Below are 20,360 nucleotides of genomic sequence, written 5' to 3' on the forward strand. Positions count from 1 at the left end.
GCGTGCAAATATAGAAAAAATAAATCTATTTGGGAATTAATGTGAAAATTAGAAATCAACATTATGAATGAAACCGTTCGTGTTCACTGTATAAACACTAATGATTACAAGAATGTGAAAATTGGTTCATCGTTGGAAGAACTAATTGATGTTTTTGAGGTTGAATCGCCTTATTTAATTGCGAATGCAAAAGTCAACAACAAAACAGAATCTCTTTCCTACCGTGTTTTTCGCCCTAAAACAGTAGAATTTGTCGATTTAAGTAATTCATCGGCTATGCGCACCTATGTGCGTTCACTCTGTTTTATATTGGCAAAGGCGGTTGATGATTTGTTACCCAACGCCGAAATGTATATTGAACATGCTGTTGCGAAAGGATATTATTTTCAGATAGAGGCTGGAGTGCCGGTAGGCAAACCCGAGCTTGATGCTATACGTAAAAGGATGCGGGAGATAGTGGAGGCCGATATCCCCTTTGTTCAGGTGGAGAAGGAGACGCCTGAAGTGGTACAGCTTTTCCGTGATTTGGGTATGGAGGGAAAGGCAAGATTGCTGGAAACAGCAGATATGTTGTATGCTCGTTATTCGATGCTTGATAATTACATCGACTATTTTTACGGGTGCCTTACACCATCGACCGGTTATATAACCATGTTCGATATTCAGCCCTATAACGGAGGTTATCTTTTGAGGGTGCCAAACCGTGAAAACCCTGTAGAGCTTGAGCCCGAAATTCAACAAGATAAGTTGCTGAATGTGTATCGCGAGCATCTGAAGTTTCTTAAGATAAGCCGTCTTGATAACGTGGGTGATCTGAACATGGCAAAACGTGGCGATCGCATGTCGGAAGTTATTCAGGTGGCCGAGGCATATCAGGCGAAACAGATTGCCGGGATAGCAGAAGAGATAACAAACCGTTTCAGGGAAGGTGTGCGTGTGGTGCTGATATCTGGGCCCTCATCATCGGGAAAGACCACTTTCCGTAAAAGGCTTGAGATACAACTTCTTGTGAATCTTCTTAGGCCCGTTGGCATCTCGCTCGATGATTATTTTGTTGACAGGGACAAAACTCCCCTCGATGAGAATGGAGAGAAAGACTACGAGTCGCTTTATGCACTCGATCTGGAACTCTTCGAAGAGCATATGCTCGCACTTATGCGGGGTGAGGAGGTTGAACTGCCTTTTTATAATTTCGTCACCGGTAAAAGGGAGTTCAGAAAGAACTATCTAAAGATGGATGAAAACAGCCTTCTTATCGTCGAGGGCATTCATGGACTTAATCCGGAACTTACGGCACACATACCAGCCGAAAAGAAATTCATGGTGTATGTGTCGGCTCTGACAACTATCTCACTCGACGAGCACAACTGGATACCTGCTTCCGACAACCGGCTCATACGCCGTATTGTGCGTGATTACCGCTATCGCGGTTATTCAGCGGAACAAACAATATCTCGGTGGGACAGCGTACGCCGTGGTGAAGAAAAATGGATTTTCCCTTTTCAGGAGAATGCAGATGTGATGTTCAATTCCGCAATGATCTATGAACTGGCCGCCATCCGCCGCCATGTTGAACCAATTCTCATGCGTGTACCACGTACAGTACCAGAGTATTCAGAAGCTTACCGGCTGCTCAAATTTTTGAACTATTTCAATTATATCACCGATCGTGAACTACCGCCTACCTCGCTTCTAAGGGAGTTTTTAGGGGGAAGCAGCTTCCGGTATTGATGTTAGTTGTTTTCGTGTTGTGGTTTGTTTATCCGTAAGTTCAAAGCATAGCATCCCGCAGCATTCTTCACACTCGTTATTATATGAATGATATCATTTGCGCTATATCCACTCCTCCCGGCATGGGAGCCATTGCCATAGTCCGTCTTTCCGGAAAGGGGAGCATTGCCCTTGCCGATACCGTTTTTATCTCTCCCTCAGGAAACAGGCTTGCAGAGGCACCTGCCAATACAGTACATTTCGGGCGGATACAGTCTGACGGTGAAGTGCTTGATGAAGTGCTTGTAACGGTTTTTCATGCTCCGCACTCCTTCACAGGGGAGGATAGTGTGGAGATATCATGTCATGGCTCGATATATATTCAACAGAAGATAGTGGAGTTGCTTTTTAGCAAAGGGGCGCGAATGGCACTTGCAGGTGAGTTTACACGCCGTGCTTTTCGCAACGGGAAGTTTGATCTGAGCCAGGCTGAGGCAGTGGCTGACCTGATTTCATCCACATCAAGGGCATCGCACAGGGTGGCCATGAACCAGATGCGTGGTGGTTTCGCTCAAAAGCTTGCCGATCTGCGAGATAAATTGCTGCAGTTTGTTTCACTGATTGAGCTGGAACTCGATTTTTCAGAGGAGGATGTTGAGTTTGCCAACCGTGATAAGCTTTATGAGCTCACCAAAGAGATTGAAAGGGAAATCAATCGGCTGGCCGGCTCTTTCCAGCTTGGTAACGCTATCAAGAGCGGTATCCCCGTTGCAATCATCGGGGAGACCAATGCAGGCAAATCTACCCTGCTCAATTTGCTGCTTAACGAAGAGAAAGCAATCGTTAGCGATATCCATGGTACCACACGCGATGTAATTGAGGATACCATGAACATAGGAGGAGTCCTGTTCAGATTTATTGACACCGCTGGTATCCGGCAAACCTCCGACGCTATTGAAACGATGGGTATTGAACGTACGTTCCGAAAGATAGAACAGGCATCCATAGTTTTGTGGATGATAGACCTTACAACACCACATGAAAAGATCGCAGCGCTGGCAACATCCATTATACCGAAGCTGAAAGACAAGCATGTGATCCTGCTGTTTAACAAAGCCGATTTAATTCCGGATGATCAACTTGACGAATTCGGGACTATCCTTCCTGAAGTAGAGGGCGAAAGGCTCTTTATTTCAGCGAAAGCTAACTACAATACCGATCGTCTTCAGGAACTGCTGGTAAAAGCTTTTGCTATACCTTCTATTGGCGAAGATGATGTGATTGTCACCAATCTCCGTCATTATGAGGCCTTGAGCAAAGCACTGGAGGCTATTCGCCGTGTAAAGCATGGGCTTGAAACCGGTATTACCCACGACTTTATTTCACAGGATATCCGTGAGTGCATGTTTTTCCTTGGCGAAATTACCGGGCAGATCTCCACCGATGAAATTCTGGGCAACATCTTCTCCAAGTTTTGTATAGGAAAATAATGCTGTTTCACACTCAAAAAGCGTTTTACAGAGTTCTCTTTTCCCAAAAGATAGTATGTTATTTATTGAGTTTCTATATCCTTCTTTAACAGACTAATTTCAGTAGATGCCCGCAATTTAATTTCCGAGCTTAATATTATTTTTTTGTTTGCAACAGAAGGGTTCGCTATTTTTTCCAAAATTAGATTTGCAGCTGTTTCCCCCATCATTTTTTTGGGTTGCTCAATACTCGTAAGTTGTGGATATACAACCGTTGAGAGAATTGTGCCTGAAAAACTGGCCATCGCTACTTCTTTAGGAATTTTAATTTGGTTGTATTTCAGATAGTTCATAGCGCCAAGTGCGAGTGTTTCAGTGAAAGTAAAAATTGCATCGAACTTAACACCTCTATTTAGCAGTTTTTCGGCAGCCACGCCTCCATCATCAAAAGTCATTCCCGTATATACGACCAGTGATTCATCATAGGATATGCTAAACTTATTTAAGGCATCTTTGTATCCACGTATTCTTTCAACAGAGTTGTAAATATAATTAGGACCTTGTATATATACGATTTTTCTTCGGCCCAAGCGTATAAGATGCTCTATCATGAAAAATGTTTCCCGATAGTCATCTACAATAACATTCGGCACATTCATACCAAAAGGTATCCTGTCATAAAACACAATAGGAATGCCGTTGTCCTGCAAACGAAGATATTCTTTTTTGTTTGTTTTGTAATCGCAGGGACAAATAATGATCCCGTCGACCATGAAATTTTCCATCAGCTGGAGATTCTCCCGTTCCCTTACCGGATCTTCATCCGATTGTGCGATAATCACTTTATAGCCGGTCTTGTTCAGGGTTTCCTGAATACCGGTTATAACCTCCGATGCAAATGGGGTGACCATTTCAGGTACCAGTACTCCGATTGTGTTCGTAACACCATGTTTTAGGCTGAGCCCAATGGGGTTACTCCTGTAATTCAATGCATGTGCCGTCTCTCTTATAAGATCTTTAGTCTCCTTTTTGATATTTTTACTATCATTTAAAGCGCGTGAAACAGTAGAAACTGATAAGCCGAGATGTTTTGCGATATCTTTTATTGTTGTGCGTTTTGGCTTCATTATTTTAATACAAAATACCCCCTTGTAACGAACAAAGATAATTAAAAAATAAATATAATAAAGGAAACAAAATAAAAATTAGATATTATTTTAATTGTAATGCAAACGTTTGCAAACAATGGGAACGTTTGCGGGAACGTTTGCAAAATTAATTAACATACTTTCTTTCTGAGATAATAAGGAGAGGCTTACATTTGTTAAAACTAATTTGTAAATTAACAAGAAAAATTAACGAAAAACGTGAAAAAAAATTTAGTATCGTTTGGTTACGAAAGAGACCAGATAAAAACAGGGATTGTTCATATTGGAGTGGGAAATTTTCACCGTGCACACCTGGAGTATTATACAAATAAGCTGTTGGAAGACTCATCACAGAAAGAGTGGGGTATCTGCGGCTTGAACCTTCTCCCTGGAGATGAGAGGATTGTTAAGGGGCTCGAAAAACAGGACAACCTCTACACACTCACCGTATGCGGAAGAAAGGGAGTGGATGAATCCTATCAGATTGGATCATTGATAGAGCTGATCTGGGCTGTGGAAGATCCCGAAATGGGGCTGAAGAAGCTGGCCGACCCGAACGTGAAGATTATTACCTGCACAATCACAGAGGGAGGATATAATGTAGACCGGTCAACTGGTGAGTTTATCCTTGATAATAAGGATGTTCAGTTTGACCTGGCTAATCCCGCAACCCCAAAAACCGTTTTTGGGTATGTGGCCGAAGGATTGCGCAGGCGTATGAAGAACGGTGCAGGGCCGGTGACATTCCTTACCTGTGACAACCTGCAGCATAACGGCGATACAGCCAAACGGGTTTTCACCTCATTCATGAAAGCACAGGACAAAAAGCTGGAGGCCTGGGTGGAAGAAAATGTCACCTTCCCTAACAGTATGGTAGACCGGATCACCCCTGCTACCACCCCCGATGATGTGAAAAGACTTAATAAGAAAAATGGTACACAAGACGATGTCCCGGTCTATTGCGAGGATTTTATCCAGTGGGTCATCGAGGATAATTTTATTGCCGGCCGTCCCGCATGGGAGAAGGTGGGCGTAGAGTTTACCAACGATGTGACTGCCTTTGAAAACATGAAGTTGAGCCTGCTGAATGCTTCGCACACACTTCTGTCATATCCATCATTCCTTAGCGGTTACAGAAAAGTAGACGAGGCGATGCATGATAAGCGCTTTGCGAAACTGTTGCGCGACTTTATGGATATCGACATCACTCCCTATGTGCCGGCACCTGCAAATACCGATCTCGAACTTTATAAGCAGACACTAATTGAACGTTTCGGCAACCGCTCGGTAAGCGACCAGATTAGCCGTCTTTGTGCTGACGGTGCATCGAAGTACCCCGTGTATGTGATGCCCAACCTGATCAGCATGATCCGCGACAAGGCAGATATGAAGCGTGTTGCCTTTTCTATTGCCAGTTACCGCCACTACCTCAAATATAGAATCGATGACAAGGGCGTATCGTTCGATATAAACGATCCGTGGCTCACTGGTGAGGACTTGCAGTTGATAGAGAGTAACGACCCGATTGATTTTCTTGGCATTTCTCCGTTTCATAGTACCGACCTGAAGAAAGCGGATGCTTTTGTGAAAGTTTATTTGGAGATGGTTCGCGATTTGAAAGAAAAAGGGGTGTTGACTCTTTTGGAATCAATTATATAAGAATGTGGTTGTTGCAGTTTTTCACACTTTAAACAGCATTTAAAACAATTATATGAAAACACAAAAGTATGGGATTGCTCCCTTTCTGGTATTGACATTTATCTATTTTATCGTGGGATTTATGACCACCGTAAACGGACAGTGTCAGGGACCTCTGAAAGTGGCCTTCTTGGCAGATGCAGAGAATCTGAGAAATACATTTACAACGCTTATCTCTTTCTTTTTCTTTCTGGGATATCTTGTCAACAGTCCGCTTGGAGGCAGATGGATTGACCGGCACGGGTTTAAGACGACCGTGTTGCGGGCACTCTGGATTATGACGGCTGGTGTACTTCTGTATGCTCTTTCATCATGGATGTCGATCAACTATAGTCATTTGGTGCTGGGCATTTCAACAGATACTATCCCTTACGGGTTCTTTGTTTTTCTGCTCGGTTCCTTTATGATGGGTACATCGGCGGCAGTTTTGCAGGTAGTAATCAACCCCTATATATCGGCCTATCCGCTGAAAGGAACGCAGCCGGTACAGCGGGTTAACATCTCCTTCTCATTTAACTCGTTTGCTACCACCATCGCCCCTTTCTTTGTGACTGTAGTGATGTTTGCCGGTATTCCTCTCGAACAGGTAACAGCCGGACAGGTGCTGATCCCCTTTCTGGCAATTGCTGCCTGTGTCATTATTATTGCACTTATCACAAGCAGGCTGCCTCTGCCCGATCTTGAAGGTATCCGGTCTAATCCCGATAGAAAACTTGAGAAGAGTATCTGGTCGTTCAGCCACTTCAAGCTGGGGGTGATCGCTATTTTCTTCTATGTGGGTGCAGAAGTGGCAATAGGGGTGAATGTCAATCTTCATGCGATGGAGATCGAAAAAGAGGGAGCGTTGCTCTCCTTCTTCGGGAATCCCAACCTGATGGTTGGGAGTGTAGACCTCGGTATACCTGCGCTGCTTGCCACGCTCTACTGGGGTGGCCTCATGGTTGGCAGAATCATCTCCGGTACATTGAAGAAGATATCACCTCGTACACAGCTGGTGGCGACAACGGTTGCTGCCATTATCCTCACGATCACCGCCATTCTGCTAAATAACCTGTGGATACTCGTTGCTGTAGGCCTTTGCCACTCTGTGATGTGGGGATGTATTTTTACCCTTTCCACCAACGGATTGAAAGAATATACTTCAAAAGCTTCCGGCATATTTATGATGGGGGTGTTTGGTGGTGCGGTATTTCCAGTGTTGCAGGGTGTGATGGCCGACTTGTTCGGATCCTGGCAATGGACATGGTCAATTGTGATCATTTGTGAACTGGTAATGCTCTGTTATGCACTCTATGGGTCAAGGACCAATGAGGTTAAAAATCTCACCCCGGTAACTGAATAATAAATGAGAGCTATGAATATAAAAAAACAGATAAACGGAATCCAGCATATTGGTATCCCCACCAACGACATTGAAAAAACGGTTTGTTTCTACAAGGGGCTTGGCTTTGAGGTTGCTCTTGAAACGGTGAACGAGGCGGCAGGAGAGAAGGTGGCTTTTCTGCAGATGAAGAATCTGACGATTGAAACCTATGAGAACGGTTGTTCTGAGATGAAAGCCGGGGCCATTGATCACATCGCAATGGATGTTACCGGTATCGATACACTTTTCAGTGAAATAAAAGCCGCCGGGCATACCATGATCCATGATTCGGTGCAGTTTCTTCCCTTCTGGAAACACGGTGTGCGGTTCTTCACCATCTTAGGGCCCAATGAAGAGAAAATTGAGTTTTCGGAAATGCTAACTTCACCAGCTGATGATGTGGAATAGGAAAAAGCCGGTTATTGCCGGTATTGGTGAACTCCTTTGGGATATGTTCCCGGAGGGGAAAAAGGCAGGAGGTGCTCCGGTGAATTTTGTCTATCACGCCACCGCTTCGGGTGCCGACGGTTACGCGATCAGTGCCGTGGGAGACGATTCACTGGGCAACGAGATCCTAAGCCTTGTTGAAGGTATAGGTATCCATCTTCTCATAGAAAAGGTGGATCAGCCTACGGGAACTGTACAGGTGGCCCTGGATAAGGGGGTGCCGTCATACACCATCACCGAGGGGGTGGCATGGGATTATATCCCATTTACTGCGAAAATGGTGGAGATTGCAAGAAAAACCGATGCGGTGTGCTTTGGCACACTGGCACAACGTTCAGAAACATCGAAAGGGACCATACGTGCATTTTTATCGCAAGTGCCCGTCAATGCTTTCAGAATTCTCGATATCAACCTGAGAGCTCCTTTTTATACCGAAGGACTTATAGAGGAATCCTTACGGTTGTGCAACATTCTAAAATTGAACGACGATGAATTGATGATTTTAAAGAGAATGTTTTCTCTGAATGAAATCGATGATAGTAGTGCCTGTAGATGGCTTATAGATGCCTATGATTTGCAATATCTGATACTAACGGCAGGTGCAGATTATAGTATGATCCTTTCACCGGAAACCATCTCTTTTCTGGAGACACCTAGGGTGGATGTGGTGGATACCGTAGGGGCCGGCGATTCGTTTACCGGTGCTTTTATAACCAGCCTGTTAAAGGGAGATACACTGGAGAAGGCACACCGTGCCGCCGTGGATAAAGCCGCGGCAGTGTGTACAGTTGCCGGCGCCTGGACAGTAGAATCGTAGAAGTTTTTTAACGCACAAAATTCTCAATATTTTAAAATGTTGTTTTCCTTTGCAACCTTAATTAAAAAACTAAATAAATTGTAAATGATAATGAGTACAAAATTTGCAAGAATTAATTTCTTGTTGATGTTCACTTTTTTCTTGAATATCATGGGGCTGTCTGCGCAGAACATTACCCTGAGAGGAAATGTGTCAGACGGGAACAATGAACCCCTTATTGGGGTGAACGTAGTGCAAAAGGGCACTACCAACGGAACAGTAACAGATATAGACGGTAATTTTAATTTACAGGTTCCCAAGGGATCTGTCATTGCCTTCTCATATATCGGCTTCCTGACTCAGGAATTACCCGCCGCTGACTCAGGAGTGATGAATGTTGTAATGTCTGAGGATACAGGTCTTCTTGATGAAGTGGTTGTGGTGGGGTACGGAACGCAATCAAGATATACCCTGACAACGGCTATTGGACAATATAGCGGAGAGAAGATGGAGGGATCTCCTGTGAATTCTATTGGTGAAAATCTTAAAGGAAAGGTATCCGGATTGCGTGTAGCAACCACTAGTATGGAACCAGGTGCCAATCCTAGATTTCTTATTAGAGGAGGATCATCTATCAACCAGTCCAATGATCCGATTATCATGGTGGATGGTGTACAAAGAGATATGACGGGTTTAAATCCCAATGATATTGAATCGATTGAAATTCTCAAAGATGCAGCCTCTGCCGGAATATATGGTTCAAGGGCATCGAATGGTGTGATTCTTATTACAACTAAAAAAGGCACATCATCAAAAAAATCTCAGATTGTATTCAATGCACAGTTAGGTTATCAGCAACCTGAGAGAAAATATGATCTGATGAATGCAGCAGATTATCTGAGAATAGTTCGCCCCGCTTTGGAGGAAAGCCTTTTTCCTTCAGTACTTTATGGAGCAGAATCTGCTGGTACAGGAAATAATGAAGGGTCAAAATGGACTCCTCGTTATCTTGAAGATGGTGAAGCTGTACCCAATGGTTGGCAATCTATTATTGATCCTGTTAATCCTACAAAAACAATTATTTTCCAGGATAACGATCAGCAATCACAATGGTTTGGAGATGCACTTTGGCAGTCTTACTATGTAGGTGTTAACGGTGGTGCTGATAAGATGACTTATGCTGCTTCTGCCGGGTATACTTCCGATTCAGGAATGGGGGTGGCTACAGGTTTTGATCGGTTTACTTTTCATGGAAATACCTCCTTTGAAGTAGTGAAAAACCTTACTGCTTCAACTACTTTCGATTATGGTGAAACTAAGATGGAAGATTTTCCCAGTAATACCCGTAATACGGTAATCAGAGGACTCTCCATTCCCAACACTCATCGTGATTATCTGGAAGATGGGACGCCTGCGCTTGGGACAAACAATACTACTATCACGGCCGCTTTTTATGATCGCTATTATGTGAGAAACAATATACAAAAACGGTCCAGTTTTAATATGAATTTGAATTGGAAAATTGTTGATGGATTAAATGCCGTTGTGCAGATTTCGAATCATAACAGACATACCCGCAGCAACTCATTTATAAAAGCAAATGCGATAAGTACTCTCCGGGAAACAAGAGAGGGATTTTCGGAGTTGAACCGTGTCAACTTCCAGACTTATTTGAATTATAAGAAATCATTTGCTGATAAACATAGAATAGACCTACTAGGCGGATATGATTTTAACTATGATAAAGTGAATAGTCTTGATGCAGCTGTGACTGGTGCGATTTCAGATAAAGTCCCAACTTTAAATGCCGGTACGGAGTCTGTCAGTGGTTATCCTACAAATACCAGAACCAGGGAAGCAATGATCTCTTACTTCGGACGTGGCAATTATAGTTTCTTGGATCGCTATATGCTCTCTCTTACCATGCGTGCTGATGCTTCATCAAAGTTTGCAAAAGAAAACAGATGGGGTTATTTCCCTGCAACTTCTTTTGGCTGGCTGATTTCAGAAGAGCCATTCTGGAATGTTGAAGATATGAACATGTTCAAGTTGCGCCTAAGTTACGGCCTTACGGGAAACAACGGAATAGGTCTGTATGATACATATGGCAGTTATAACATCGGAAATATTTACAATGGGAATGCAACAACTACATTAGGAATTATGCCTAATCATGGTTTAACATGGGAAACCACTTCTCAGTTTAATATTGGCGTAGATCTTGGGTTCTTCGATAACCGGATACGCGTGATTGCTGACTATTACAACAAGGTTACTTCTGACCTGCTTTTTGACATTACCCTACCAGATATTACCGGCTACAGTACCGCTACCGCAAATATTGGGAAAGTGCGCTTCTACGGTGCCGATTTTGAGCTTTCTTCAGTGAACATCAGGAAGAAGAACTTCGAATGGAGCACAGATTTCACTTATAGTTACAACATGAACAAAGTGTTGAAATTACCTGACAATGGAATACCCGGTAATCGCATCAATGGAATAATATTGGGTGATGGTACACAGTATGGAGGAATAGCCGAGGGAGAGCGACTCGGTCGTTTCTACGGATACAAAGTGGATCATATTCTGGAAACCGAGGCACAAGCTGATGCGGCATTGTATGATGCCCTTTCAAGAGGATTCAGAAGATCCGATCGTTTGAATTCTTCTTCCGATCCTGCATTGGCAGGTCGAAAAGATGTTGGTGATTATGAATGGAAGAATAGACCCGGTTCTTCAACAGATGCAAATGGTAACGACATTATCAATGCCGAAGACCAATTTTTGCTTGGTTATGTTGCCCCACATTCAACAGGAGGTTTGACAAACAATTTTAGATACAGGAATTTTAGTCTCTCGATTACCCTCGATTACGCATTGGGACATAGCATTTTCAATGCTATGCAAATGCGCTATTTTATGGCTACTATGGGGAATGCAAATTACAATCTTGTGAACGATGTAAAAACTGCATGGAAAAAACCGGGTGACAATACGAAATATGCGCGATTCACTGCAAATGATCCTGATTGGGGTAACAGAAACTATGGACGTACATCAGATATTTTCACTGAAAAGGGAGATTACTTGGCTCTGAGAGATGTTGTCTTTTCCTATGATTTATCGTCAAAACTGATCAGATCATTTGGTATGCAGAATCTTACACTTTCGCTTTCGGGTAACACATTGATGTATTTTACAGCTGTAAAAGGGGTGTCACCAGAGGCTGTTACTACAGGTGGACTGTATAGTTATGCCGATACATACAGTAAGAATTATAACCCATACCCTCCTGCAAGAAAAATATTGTTTGGGTTAAAAGCGGTATTCTAATTTTTGGTATCAATAATAACTTCTAAAATAAAATGAAAAAGAAAAATATACTTGTACTTTTCAGTCTATTTATATTCATGGCAAGTTGTCACGACAGATTGGATATTATCCAGGACAACCGCCTGTCTGCATCAAATATGTGGCAGGATGAGGAGGATTTGAAATCAGCAACATATGGTGCCTACTATTATTTAAGAAATACGATGAAGACCAATGTCATTTATTGGGGTGAATATAGAAATGGTCTTTGGGGCCCAGGGACTCATGGGACACTTCTCAACAATAACCAAGCAGATGTTGTTTCAGCTACAATGTCAGCCACAAACCCCTATGCAAGTTGGACAAATCTTTATACTACAATTAATCTCGTTAATCTGATTATCAAATATGGTCAGAATATGGAGATTAATGAAGAAGCTCGTAATTTTGCTCTTTCAAACGCATATTTTATAAGAGCTTATACCTATTTCTGGATCGGCCGGATTTGGGGAGATGCTCCTCTTGCACTGGAAGGATTCGAATCAACCTCTCAGGATCTCTATCTACACCGGTCTCCACAAGCAGATGTTTTTAATCAGGTTGAGTCAGACTTGGTTGCGGCTGAACAATTTTTGACGGGAACTGGAGACAAGACAATTCTTACACCTGCAGCTCTAGCAATGTTGAAAGCAGATTTTGGTTTGTGGATGTATAGGATCCAGAATGGAGGTGATAAGTACTTAACATATGCCGAATCAGCAATTTCTTCACTCTCATTAAACCCTTCAAGACTTGAGAATGAATTCTCTGCAATTTTCAGCCCATCTAACAAACGGGGTAAAGAGATTATATTCGTAATTCCCAATGAGTATGGAGAATCTGAAGGTGGTTTTCCGTCACAACATACATGGAACAGAGGATATATCGACCCTGCCTATGCCAACACAGAAGTGCCTATAGGCGAGAATCAGTGGTGGCTTTATACAGATGACTACATTAACATTATTACATCTGATCCTACTGATATACGAATACCGGTAACATATGGGCATGGACCTTATGGTACAGGTGGACTCGAAGTAAGATGGGCAAACAAATTTGTCGGACAGATGATTTCTGGCACCAGAGTGCTCGATTCTGATATTGTTATCTACCGTTATGCACAAGCTTATCTGTTTGATGCGGAAATAAAATATTACAGGAAGAATTACACTGGAGCTTTGAATTCATTAGGAGTAATTACCAACAGAGCATATAGCAATATTAACTACTACAATGATGAAACCGATAGTGCAGTACTCGAGGCAATTGTTACTGAAAACATCAAGGAGTTTGCCTCTGAAGCAAATACTTGGTGGACTTTGATTCGTACTGATAAGGTATGGGATTACAATAAAAGTCTCGCAAGTCAAAAAAGTAAAAAGAATATTTTACTTTGGCCAATAACCCAGTCCGCATTAAATCGGAATTATAATTTAGCCCAAACCGAAGGATGGCAGGGTCAATAATTAATACCAAAAAAATAATAACTAATATGAAAAATAATTTGTATTTAATTATACTAACACTGCTTGCATTGATTTTGACAAACTGTAGTGTAGATGCGGAATCAGATCTGGTTCAAGAAGCTGATCAGACTCGTATTAGTATTTTCCCCTCAGAACTACTATTTGTGGCCGATGGAGCTACTGAAAGTGGGGATGAAGTTTTAAACGCTATTGTAACTGTTAATCCCTTTCGAAAAAAATATCACAATTGGATAGCATCATTGGAGGAAAACAGTTGGGCATCAATAGAGCCGATAACTTTCGATGGTGACGATGTGACAGAGAAAGGTCTTAAAATTAAAGTGCAACCCAACAAGAACTATAAGAGAAGTATGACGCTGACCATTACACTCGATGATGGTACAGCAAATAATTTTAAAATTGTTCAGATTGGAGAGAAGGCAGATGCTTATGTGAATATCCACAATGGAATCACCCAATTGGAATATATGGCAGATGATATTAAACCCAAGACCCTCTCATTTGACACAAATATGAGTGATTATCATATCGAAGTGGCAGAGGGTGTCGACTGGATCAATGTAGTGGATAAGGGTAATAATCACATTGAAATTGTACCGACAGAGAATACGGCTGAAGATGCAGGTGAACGAGAAGCTAAAATATTTATTCATGTAGGAACACCTGAAACAAGTGAGGCTGTGGCAGTTGTTTACATAAAACAATTGGCTCCTGAAACATTTAGTTTTATCTGGGGATCATCGCTTCCCGACCACAAGAATGTAGGTAAAGCAATCAAGATGGAAAAGTTGGAAGAGGGCCTCTTCAGGATTGATGCCTATTTCCGGAATGGCACACTTCGTATCGGACGGTACGCTGACGAACAGAGATATCCGCAATACTATTTGATAGCCGACAGTAGAATAGGTGTGATCGAAAACGAAGACTCCGATAACAGAGACATCACTATTCCTGCCATCGATATTGATGGAATGAGATCATTGCTGATCAACCTGACTACACTGCAGTATACGCTTGAAAGAATTACAACGCAAAACAGTATGCCGGATCATATGCTCTCTGAATACCCGACACGAAAATATATTGCGCGTGACGGAACCATGAAGGAGTGGATTGTTGCAGCGATTCGCTGGGATGGAGGAAATATTATTCCAAAATTGGGAGGAAAACTGGTGCCATCGGCTCAGACTGCTTCGGGAGGATATAAATCCAATGATGAACTTCCTCAACATGTTCTTGATCCAAAGCTGAATCCGGCATACGAAGAGGCTGAAAACGGAGGACAACTACAGGGAGATGATAAATATGGACGTATTTATTCATATAGTGAGATGCTTACAGGAGTAGCACGGGGTGGTATTGACGGTGCAATTAACCAAACTTTTCCTGTCGGCTGGAGAGCAGGTGATAAGATTGTAGATGCTGCTGGAAATGAAATAATAATTGACTATGTTACAAATGCTATGATGACTGGAGATAATTCAATTGATGAGACAAATCACCCCACACTAACATGGCAACTTCAAGGGATATGTCCATATGGTTATCACATTGCCAATGCTCAGGATTGGCTTGATCTTGCATATTCTATGAGTGTTAAATCTCAGGAAGATAGTTATCCGGTAAATGCCGAAAATATAACATACAAGCAATTTATGACAACATCAAAAGGAATTAATAATATGGCTGCCTGGTTACGTAATACTACTCATTGGCAAAATACCCCCATTGCAGATGGTGCAGATGCATTTGGATTTAATTATTTCCCCACTGGATTCAGATATTTGAAACAAGGATGGCAAATGTATGGTTTAAGAAAGCAGGTTTGGGTACCTTTGTTGTTTAACGAGACCAAAGCCTATAGATTAAATGTTGTTATTAATAATAATGCCCATACATATGTGGATATGAGGAATGTAGATAATGGAAATGCAATTTTGCCCTTCCGATGTGTGAGAAATTATAAGCATGAATTAGAATAATTGTCAATAACATGTTGAAAATAATTAGAGCTTTCTTTTTGTGCCTTCTGCTCCTATCCTGTTCCCCAGAAGAGAGTGACCCGGTTGATCCGGGAAACTCTCCCGGCCAGGTTGGACAGTTGCGAAGACCCAAAAAGGCAAATAATAAAGTTGTGGCCCACAGAGGCGGGTCAATGGAAAAAAAGTGTCCCGACAATTCAATCGAAGCACTTAATTATGCGATTGACATCGGTTGTTATGCATCAGAGGCTGATGTCTATATCACCAAAGATAATCATGTGATTGTTGCGCATACGGACAGAGAGGATAAGATTAATGGATTGCATCCCTGGAAAGCCACTTATGCACAGATAATCGCTGCAGGTAAATTGGCTAACGGTGAGACAATCCCTAGACTTGAAGATTATCTTAAGAGAGTGCTTGACGCCGGTACCATCATGCTATGGATCGATATTAAAAGCATAGCATCTCTTCCTCAGAGTGAGGGTAATGAATACTCTTCAAGATGTGCTGAACGCACTTCTGAAATAGTCAGGGAAATGAAGGCCAATCATTTCGTGGAATTTATTGTTGGTAGAGCTGAAGTCCTCAAACGAACAATCAATGCTTCTAGAGGAGATTGGTCTTGTGGATATATGAACACATCCATGTCTCCTTCTTCTTTCCAACAGAATGGTTATAATTGGGCAAATTTTTCCATATCTTCCATATTTTATAATAATGGTGAAGTAAAAGGAAATTATACCATTGATGATTATGCGAAAAACGGTGTCAGAATAAGTGTTTATAATGTAGATACTGATAACAATAGGGCTTGGTACATTTCGAATATAGATAAATTGTATGCTATAACAACTAATTATCCAAAAATCTTGTTGGATGAAATTAGAAATAATTGAAACTAACTATTTATGTTCTTCTAACTTTTTTATCAGTAGAATTGGGTTCATATGTTCAATGAAAAATTCTCTTATTTTGTTACGCTGTTGACAATCTTACTTCATTGCAGCTCCAATTGTGTTTCTCTGTCAGATGCAAACAGGAGTGTAAGTGTCGGTTTAAAAGTGTGTAATCCTGGAAAATTGCTTTATGGTTCAGTGCTGCCTGACAAAATAATTTGTATGCCATTACGACAAACTACCCTCAAGCCTTACTTAACTTAAAGCGATAGATCAAAATATTAAACAAGTATTAGATGAAAACAAAACTATTTATTATCCTCTCATTGATTATTGTTCAGTTTTCAATAGTTTACTGCCAGAGTGCAAAAGGACTTCATACTGTAAAGGTGAGTAATCTGCAGGAATTACAGGGCTACTTCTCCTATAAGCCTGACGCAGATATTATAATCAGCGCCCATCGTGGCGGAATGCTCCCTGGTTATCCTGAGAATTGCATTGAGTCTTGCGAAAAGACTCTCTCGCTCATTCCCTCCTTTTTTGAGATCGATCCTCGCTTCACCAAAGATGGGGTCATGGTGCTGATGCACGATGCTGATATCAAGCGCACCACCAATGGTGAGGGACTGGTTTCAGACTATACCTACAAAGAGCTGCAACAGTTCAACCTCAAGGATAGGGACGGAAATGTTACTCCATACAAGATTCCTACAATAGTGGAGATGTTTGAGTGGGGAAAAGAAAAGACTGTTTTCAACCTTGACAACAAGGACAATGGGCCTCATACCTGGGATTATTATATCAAGCAGCTGAAGGAGGGAGGTGAGTGGTATCCCTATAAAAATATCATGCTGAGTGTCAGGTCGCTCAAAGAGGCAATGTATTACTGGGAAAATGGAGTGAATGACAGGATGTTCTGTGTGGAGATCAGCTCAAAGGAACATTTCGATGCTTATGACAGTTCGCCCATCCCCTGGAACCAGATTATGGCCTATATCCGCCTCACGGTGGACCCGGAACAGGAAGAACTTTATGGAATGCTGCATGAGAGAGGGGTGTCCATTATGACATCAATTCACCCTACTGCAGACAGGGTGGGTAAAAAGAAAGACCGCCGTATTGCATATCTGCGCGAATTGGTAGCCATGCCCGACATCATAGAGACTGATTATCCATCAGAATTTACAGAACTGCCACGGACAAGAGAAGAATTGAGCAGTTTAAGAGAAAAGGCAGTAAAACGAATTGGAAATTAACAGAAAATCAATATATTGCAACAACTGGATAAAGCAACTTTCTTGGTTGCAAAAGTCACATTGATACATGGTTAGAGTGCATTGGTGAATAATAAACTGTTATACTTTACGATAATGATGCTCTCTATCTGAGAAACCGTCAGGTTACGTAAGCTCCTATTAGATATTAATGGTAGATAATAATCATTATAGTGTAACGTTTTATGTAACAACGATACTGCATATTCGGTAACAGTGATGTATCAGTCGCAAAGATAATTTTTCTGATTATTCCTTATCAGATTGTTCATGAAAATGGTTTTATATTTTGCATCCTATAGTTCTTCCTTTTTTAAGGAAAGTGTTATCCCTGACTCTACCTGGGGAATATATCAAGCGTAAAAAAAGCTTTATAAATCACTTCAACGAGAGATGGTTGATTTTCAAATTTATCAAGAATTACCACTAGCGAGAATGGACGATTAAGATGATGTGTAGAACCGAAGCTTGTTTATGGGACCAAGCTTAAAGTAAAAGAACTGATGAGTCTGTAAGTATTTGAATATATTGAATCCTGGTATAATCATAAAAGAAGATTATCGGCGTTGGAAAGCTTGGCCATTGATGAGTTCTGGGAGTAGTATAAAATTAAAAAAAGAATCGATTATAAATGTTGATTAACTTTTTGTTTCAATTAAGTTGGTAAGTCCAGTTTTTTATTCTGATACCGAAAATTGGCAAAGATAGTTGGGATAGAAATAAATCTACAACACCTTGCTCATGGCCGTATAATCTGGGCGGCCGGCATATATGAAGAGCAATGAACCTCCTTTTATGGTGTTGATGACAGGTTTTGTCAGCTCTTTGGGAAGCGCCGGGCAACCGAAGCTACGGCCCAGCCTTCCGGTAGATTTAATAACCTTCTCACTGCAATAATCGGCTCCGTGGATTACGATGGCCCGAGATCTTGCCTTGTCGTTAATGCCCTCTTCCAAACCGTCCAGCTGAAGCGAATATCCATTACTTCCGTTATATGTGCCGGCTGTACGGTAAAAACCCAATGAACTTTTGTGTGAACCGCTCAGGTTTGAGAATGATGTAGCAAAGTTTTCTCCACTGTTGCGCCCGTGTGAAACATAAGAAACAAAGAGTACCTTTCTCTTTTCCAAATCAAGGACGTACATCCTTTTTTCGGATGATGGGAGACTGAAATCGATCACCGTAAGCAGAGGATTGTTATTGATATTTAACTTTGTATAACCGGTGTATGCAGATTTGAAGGCGTCGAAATGCATTATTTCGCAAAGATTCATCTGTTCATAGAGTAACTCGCAACCATTTGAAGAGAGTGTTGCTGGTGAAGCGTTTTCCTTTTGATCCTTTTTCCCAATGGGGAAAGAGAGGGAAGAGAATACAAGAAATATGAAAGAGAATATTATTATACGCATAGCCTGTTCAGGAAAAATATTGCCAAATATACTCTATTTTTTTGAATATAATTGTGAGTCCCTACAAAAAGCCTTTGTAATTGTAAACAGGCCAAAATACATATTGATATTCAGCGGATTAATTTAATTAATTTTGATATTTAGGGCCTTTAGGAGCAGACTCATTTGTTAATCAATAACAATAACAACCGACTCTTTAACAGTTGCCCAGTCATATACGAATTGAGAGTGAGACGATGCGTTTCTGACACACATATGAGACCTGGGTGTGGTACCCAGGGATGGACTGTATTCAATTACATTTCTATTGGGATATTGTACCGGAACGCCGTGGATGTAAGCTCCATTAGTAAAACGGGAAGCATAGGGGGCGAATCCGGCAATCTCGCTTGTACCGTCTTTTACGTAGTACATTTTCTCTTTCTTCTCCTGAACAGCGAAAATTCCCGTAGGTGTTTCATGTGCATGCGGCGGCCTGTGCGTACCTGTGGTTGCGGGATTCATACTCAATATATGCCAGCCACCGTTTTCTCTCGTCAATGTTGAAATATTCTGATTGGTGACATCTACCGCTACAACTTTATCAAAACAGATGCTGTCACCCCATACTTTCAGATAACGGTTAGGAACCAGATATTCACCCTCCATAGAAACTCCGGTCACCCTGACCATCTCAATGGTGTCGTTTCCAGTAACTTTCACTATCCACCCATCTCTCCCGTAGCGTACCAATACTGTGTCGCCATATGTACTATAGAGAGGAACCGACTGGTAACGCTCAACACCGAATTGATCGGAAACCCTTCTATAGTCGTTTCTCACGAAACCTTCAATGGTGGGGGCTTCACCGTTCATGTTCTTGTAATTGCTCAAAACACCCCAGCTGCCTCCACGGGAGACTTCATTTTCAATATGGGCAATTCCTTCTTTAATCTTTTCCCATTGAAAACGCCGGACAGTGTCCTTATAAGGGTATTCATCATCAAGCAAATACTTATCGTATTGAATATCTTTTAGCAACCGGATGTCTGTTCCTGTCAGCTTTCTCCTCTCTTCGCCGAGATGGGGTATGGAATCATTATATGTAACGGCTATCTCTTCATTGCCATTCTCCACCGGAGTGCCTGAGCTGCACCCGGTAGGGATAAATGATATAACAGAGAAGAGAAGAAAACAGGCTGTACATCTTTTCATTTGTCGTTATTTTTGCATAGTTGGTATTTGGTTTGACGGATTTGCAAGAATCGATATTTGTAAATATTTATGTATTTTAGAACGTGGTTTAGGGAATAATGTTCATGCAGCCTGCCTCTATCCCCAATGC

The 20,360-nt window shown here is 41.7% G+C and carries 14 protein-coding genes; 11 read left to right on the plus strand and 3 right to left on the minus strand.

Annotated features, from left to right (window positions below; genetic code table 11):
* The first annotated feature begins 63 nt into the window (after positions 1-63).
* Positions 64-1,731, plus strand: coding sequence for a nucleoside kinase (locus B3B27_RS01440; protein ID WP_238841621.1), 1,668 nt, complete (start codon positions 64-66; stop codon positions 1,729-1,731).
* A gap of 83 nt (positions 1,732-1,814) precedes the next feature.
* Positions 1,815-3,200 carry a tRNA uridine-5-carboxymethylaminomethyl(34) synthesis GTPase MnmE gene (gene mnmE / locus B3B27_RS01445; RefSeq protein WP_238841622.1) on the plus strand — a complete coding sequence of 462 codons (1,386 nt, stop codon included), beginning with the start codon at positions 1,815-1,817 and terminating at the stop codon, positions 3,198-3,200.
* Between the two features lie 62 nt (positions 3,201-3,262).
* Here mnmE and B3B27_RS01450 read toward each other — a convergent pair whose 3' ends face one another.
* Positions 3,263-4,306, minus strand: a complete 1,044-nt coding sequence (locus tag B3B27_RS01450; RefSeq protein ID WP_286846690.1) for a LacI family DNA-binding transcriptional regulator — start codon at positions 4,304-4,306, stop codon at positions 3,263-3,265.
* A gap of 240 nt (positions 4,307-4,546) precedes the next feature.
* Between B3B27_RS01450 and B3B27_RS01455 the strand changes: the two genes are divergently transcribed.
* The 9 genes from B3B27_RS01455 to B3B27_RS01495 all read left to right on the plus strand — a co-directional run bounded on the left by B3B27_RS01455 (position 4,547) and on the right by B3B27_RS01495 (position 17,609).
* On the plus strand, positions 4,547-5,986 hold the full coding sequence (locus B3B27_RS01455; RefSeq protein WP_286846692.1) for a mannitol dehydrogenase family protein: 1,440 nt from the start codon (positions 4,547-4,549) through the stop codon (positions 5,984-5,986).
* A gap of 52 nt (positions 5,987-6,038) precedes the next feature.
* Complete coding sequence (locus B3B27_RS01460) at positions 6,039-7,367, plus strand: MFS transporter (RefSeq protein WP_286846694.1); 1,329 nt, start codon at positions 6,039-6,041, stop codon at positions 7,365-7,367.
* A 12-nt stretch (positions 7,368-7,379) separates the two neighbouring features.
* Positions 7,380-7,796 (plus strand): VOC family protein, encoded by a 417-nt coding sequence (locus B3B27_RS01465; protein WP_286846696.1) that lies wholly within the window; start codon positions 7,380-7,382, stop codon positions 7,794-7,796.
* On the plus strand, positions 7,783-8,652 hold the full coding sequence (locus B3B27_RS01470) for a carbohydrate kinase family protein (protein ID WP_286846698.1): 870 nt from the start codon (positions 7,783-7,785) through the stop codon (positions 8,650-8,652). The genes B3B27_RS01465 and B3B27_RS01470 overlap by 14 nt, the downstream gene beginning before the upstream one ends.
* 90 nt (positions 8,653-8,742) lie before the next feature.
* Positions 8,743-11,964 (plus strand): SusC/RagA family TonB-linked outer membrane protein, encoded by a 3,222-nt coding sequence (locus B3B27_RS01475; protein ID WP_286846700.1) that lies wholly within the window; start codon positions 8,743-8,745, stop codon positions 11,962-11,964.
* 32 nt (positions 11,965-11,996) lie between these two features.
* Complete coding sequence (locus B3B27_RS01480; protein ID WP_286846702.1) at positions 11,997-13,451, plus strand: RagB/SusD family nutrient uptake outer membrane protein; 1,455 nt, start codon at positions 11,997-11,999, stop codon at positions 13,449-13,451.
* A gap of 26 nt (positions 13,452-13,477) precedes the next feature.
* Complete coding sequence (locus B3B27_RS01485; protein WP_286846703.1) at positions 13,478-15,454, plus strand: FISUMP domain-containing protein; 1,977 nt, start codon at positions 13,478-13,480, stop codon at positions 15,452-15,454.
* An 11-nt stretch (positions 15,455-15,465) separates the two neighbouring features.
* On the plus strand, positions 15,466-16,353 hold the full coding sequence (locus B3B27_RS01490) for a glycerophosphodiester phosphodiesterase (RefSeq protein ID WP_286846706.1): 888 nt from the start codon (positions 15,466-15,468) through the stop codon (positions 16,351-16,353).
* A 296-nt stretch (positions 16,354-16,649) separates the two neighbouring features.
* Complete coding sequence (locus B3B27_RS01495; RefSeq protein WP_286846709.1) at positions 16,650-17,609, plus strand: glycerophosphodiester phosphodiesterase family protein; 960 nt, start codon at positions 16,650-16,652, stop codon at positions 17,607-17,609.
* 743 nt (positions 17,610-18,352) lie between these two features.
* On the opposite strand, the gene B3B27_RS01500 is transcribed toward B3B27_RS01495, so the two are convergent.
* The gene (locus B3B27_RS01500; RefSeq protein ID WP_286846711.1) at positions 18,353-19,036 is read right to left on the minus strand and encodes a murein L,D-transpeptidase catalytic domain family protein; all 684 of its coding nucleotides are present in this window, start codon (positions 19,034-19,036) and stop codon (positions 18,353-18,355) included.
* 168 nt (positions 19,037-19,204) lie between these two features.
* Positions 19,205-20,230, minus strand: coding sequence for a L,D-transpeptidase (locus B3B27_RS01505; protein ID WP_286846714.1), 1,026 nt, complete (start codon positions 20,228-20,230; stop codon positions 19,205-19,207).
* Positions 20,231-20,360 lie beyond the last annotated feature (130 nt).

Source organism: Proteiniphilum sp. UBA5463, from assembly GCF_002427225.1.
In the GTDB taxonomy this organism is placed as follows: domain Bacteria; phylum Bacteroidota; class Bacteroidia; order Bacteroidales; family Dysgonomonadaceae; genus Proteiniphilum; species Proteiniphilum propionicum.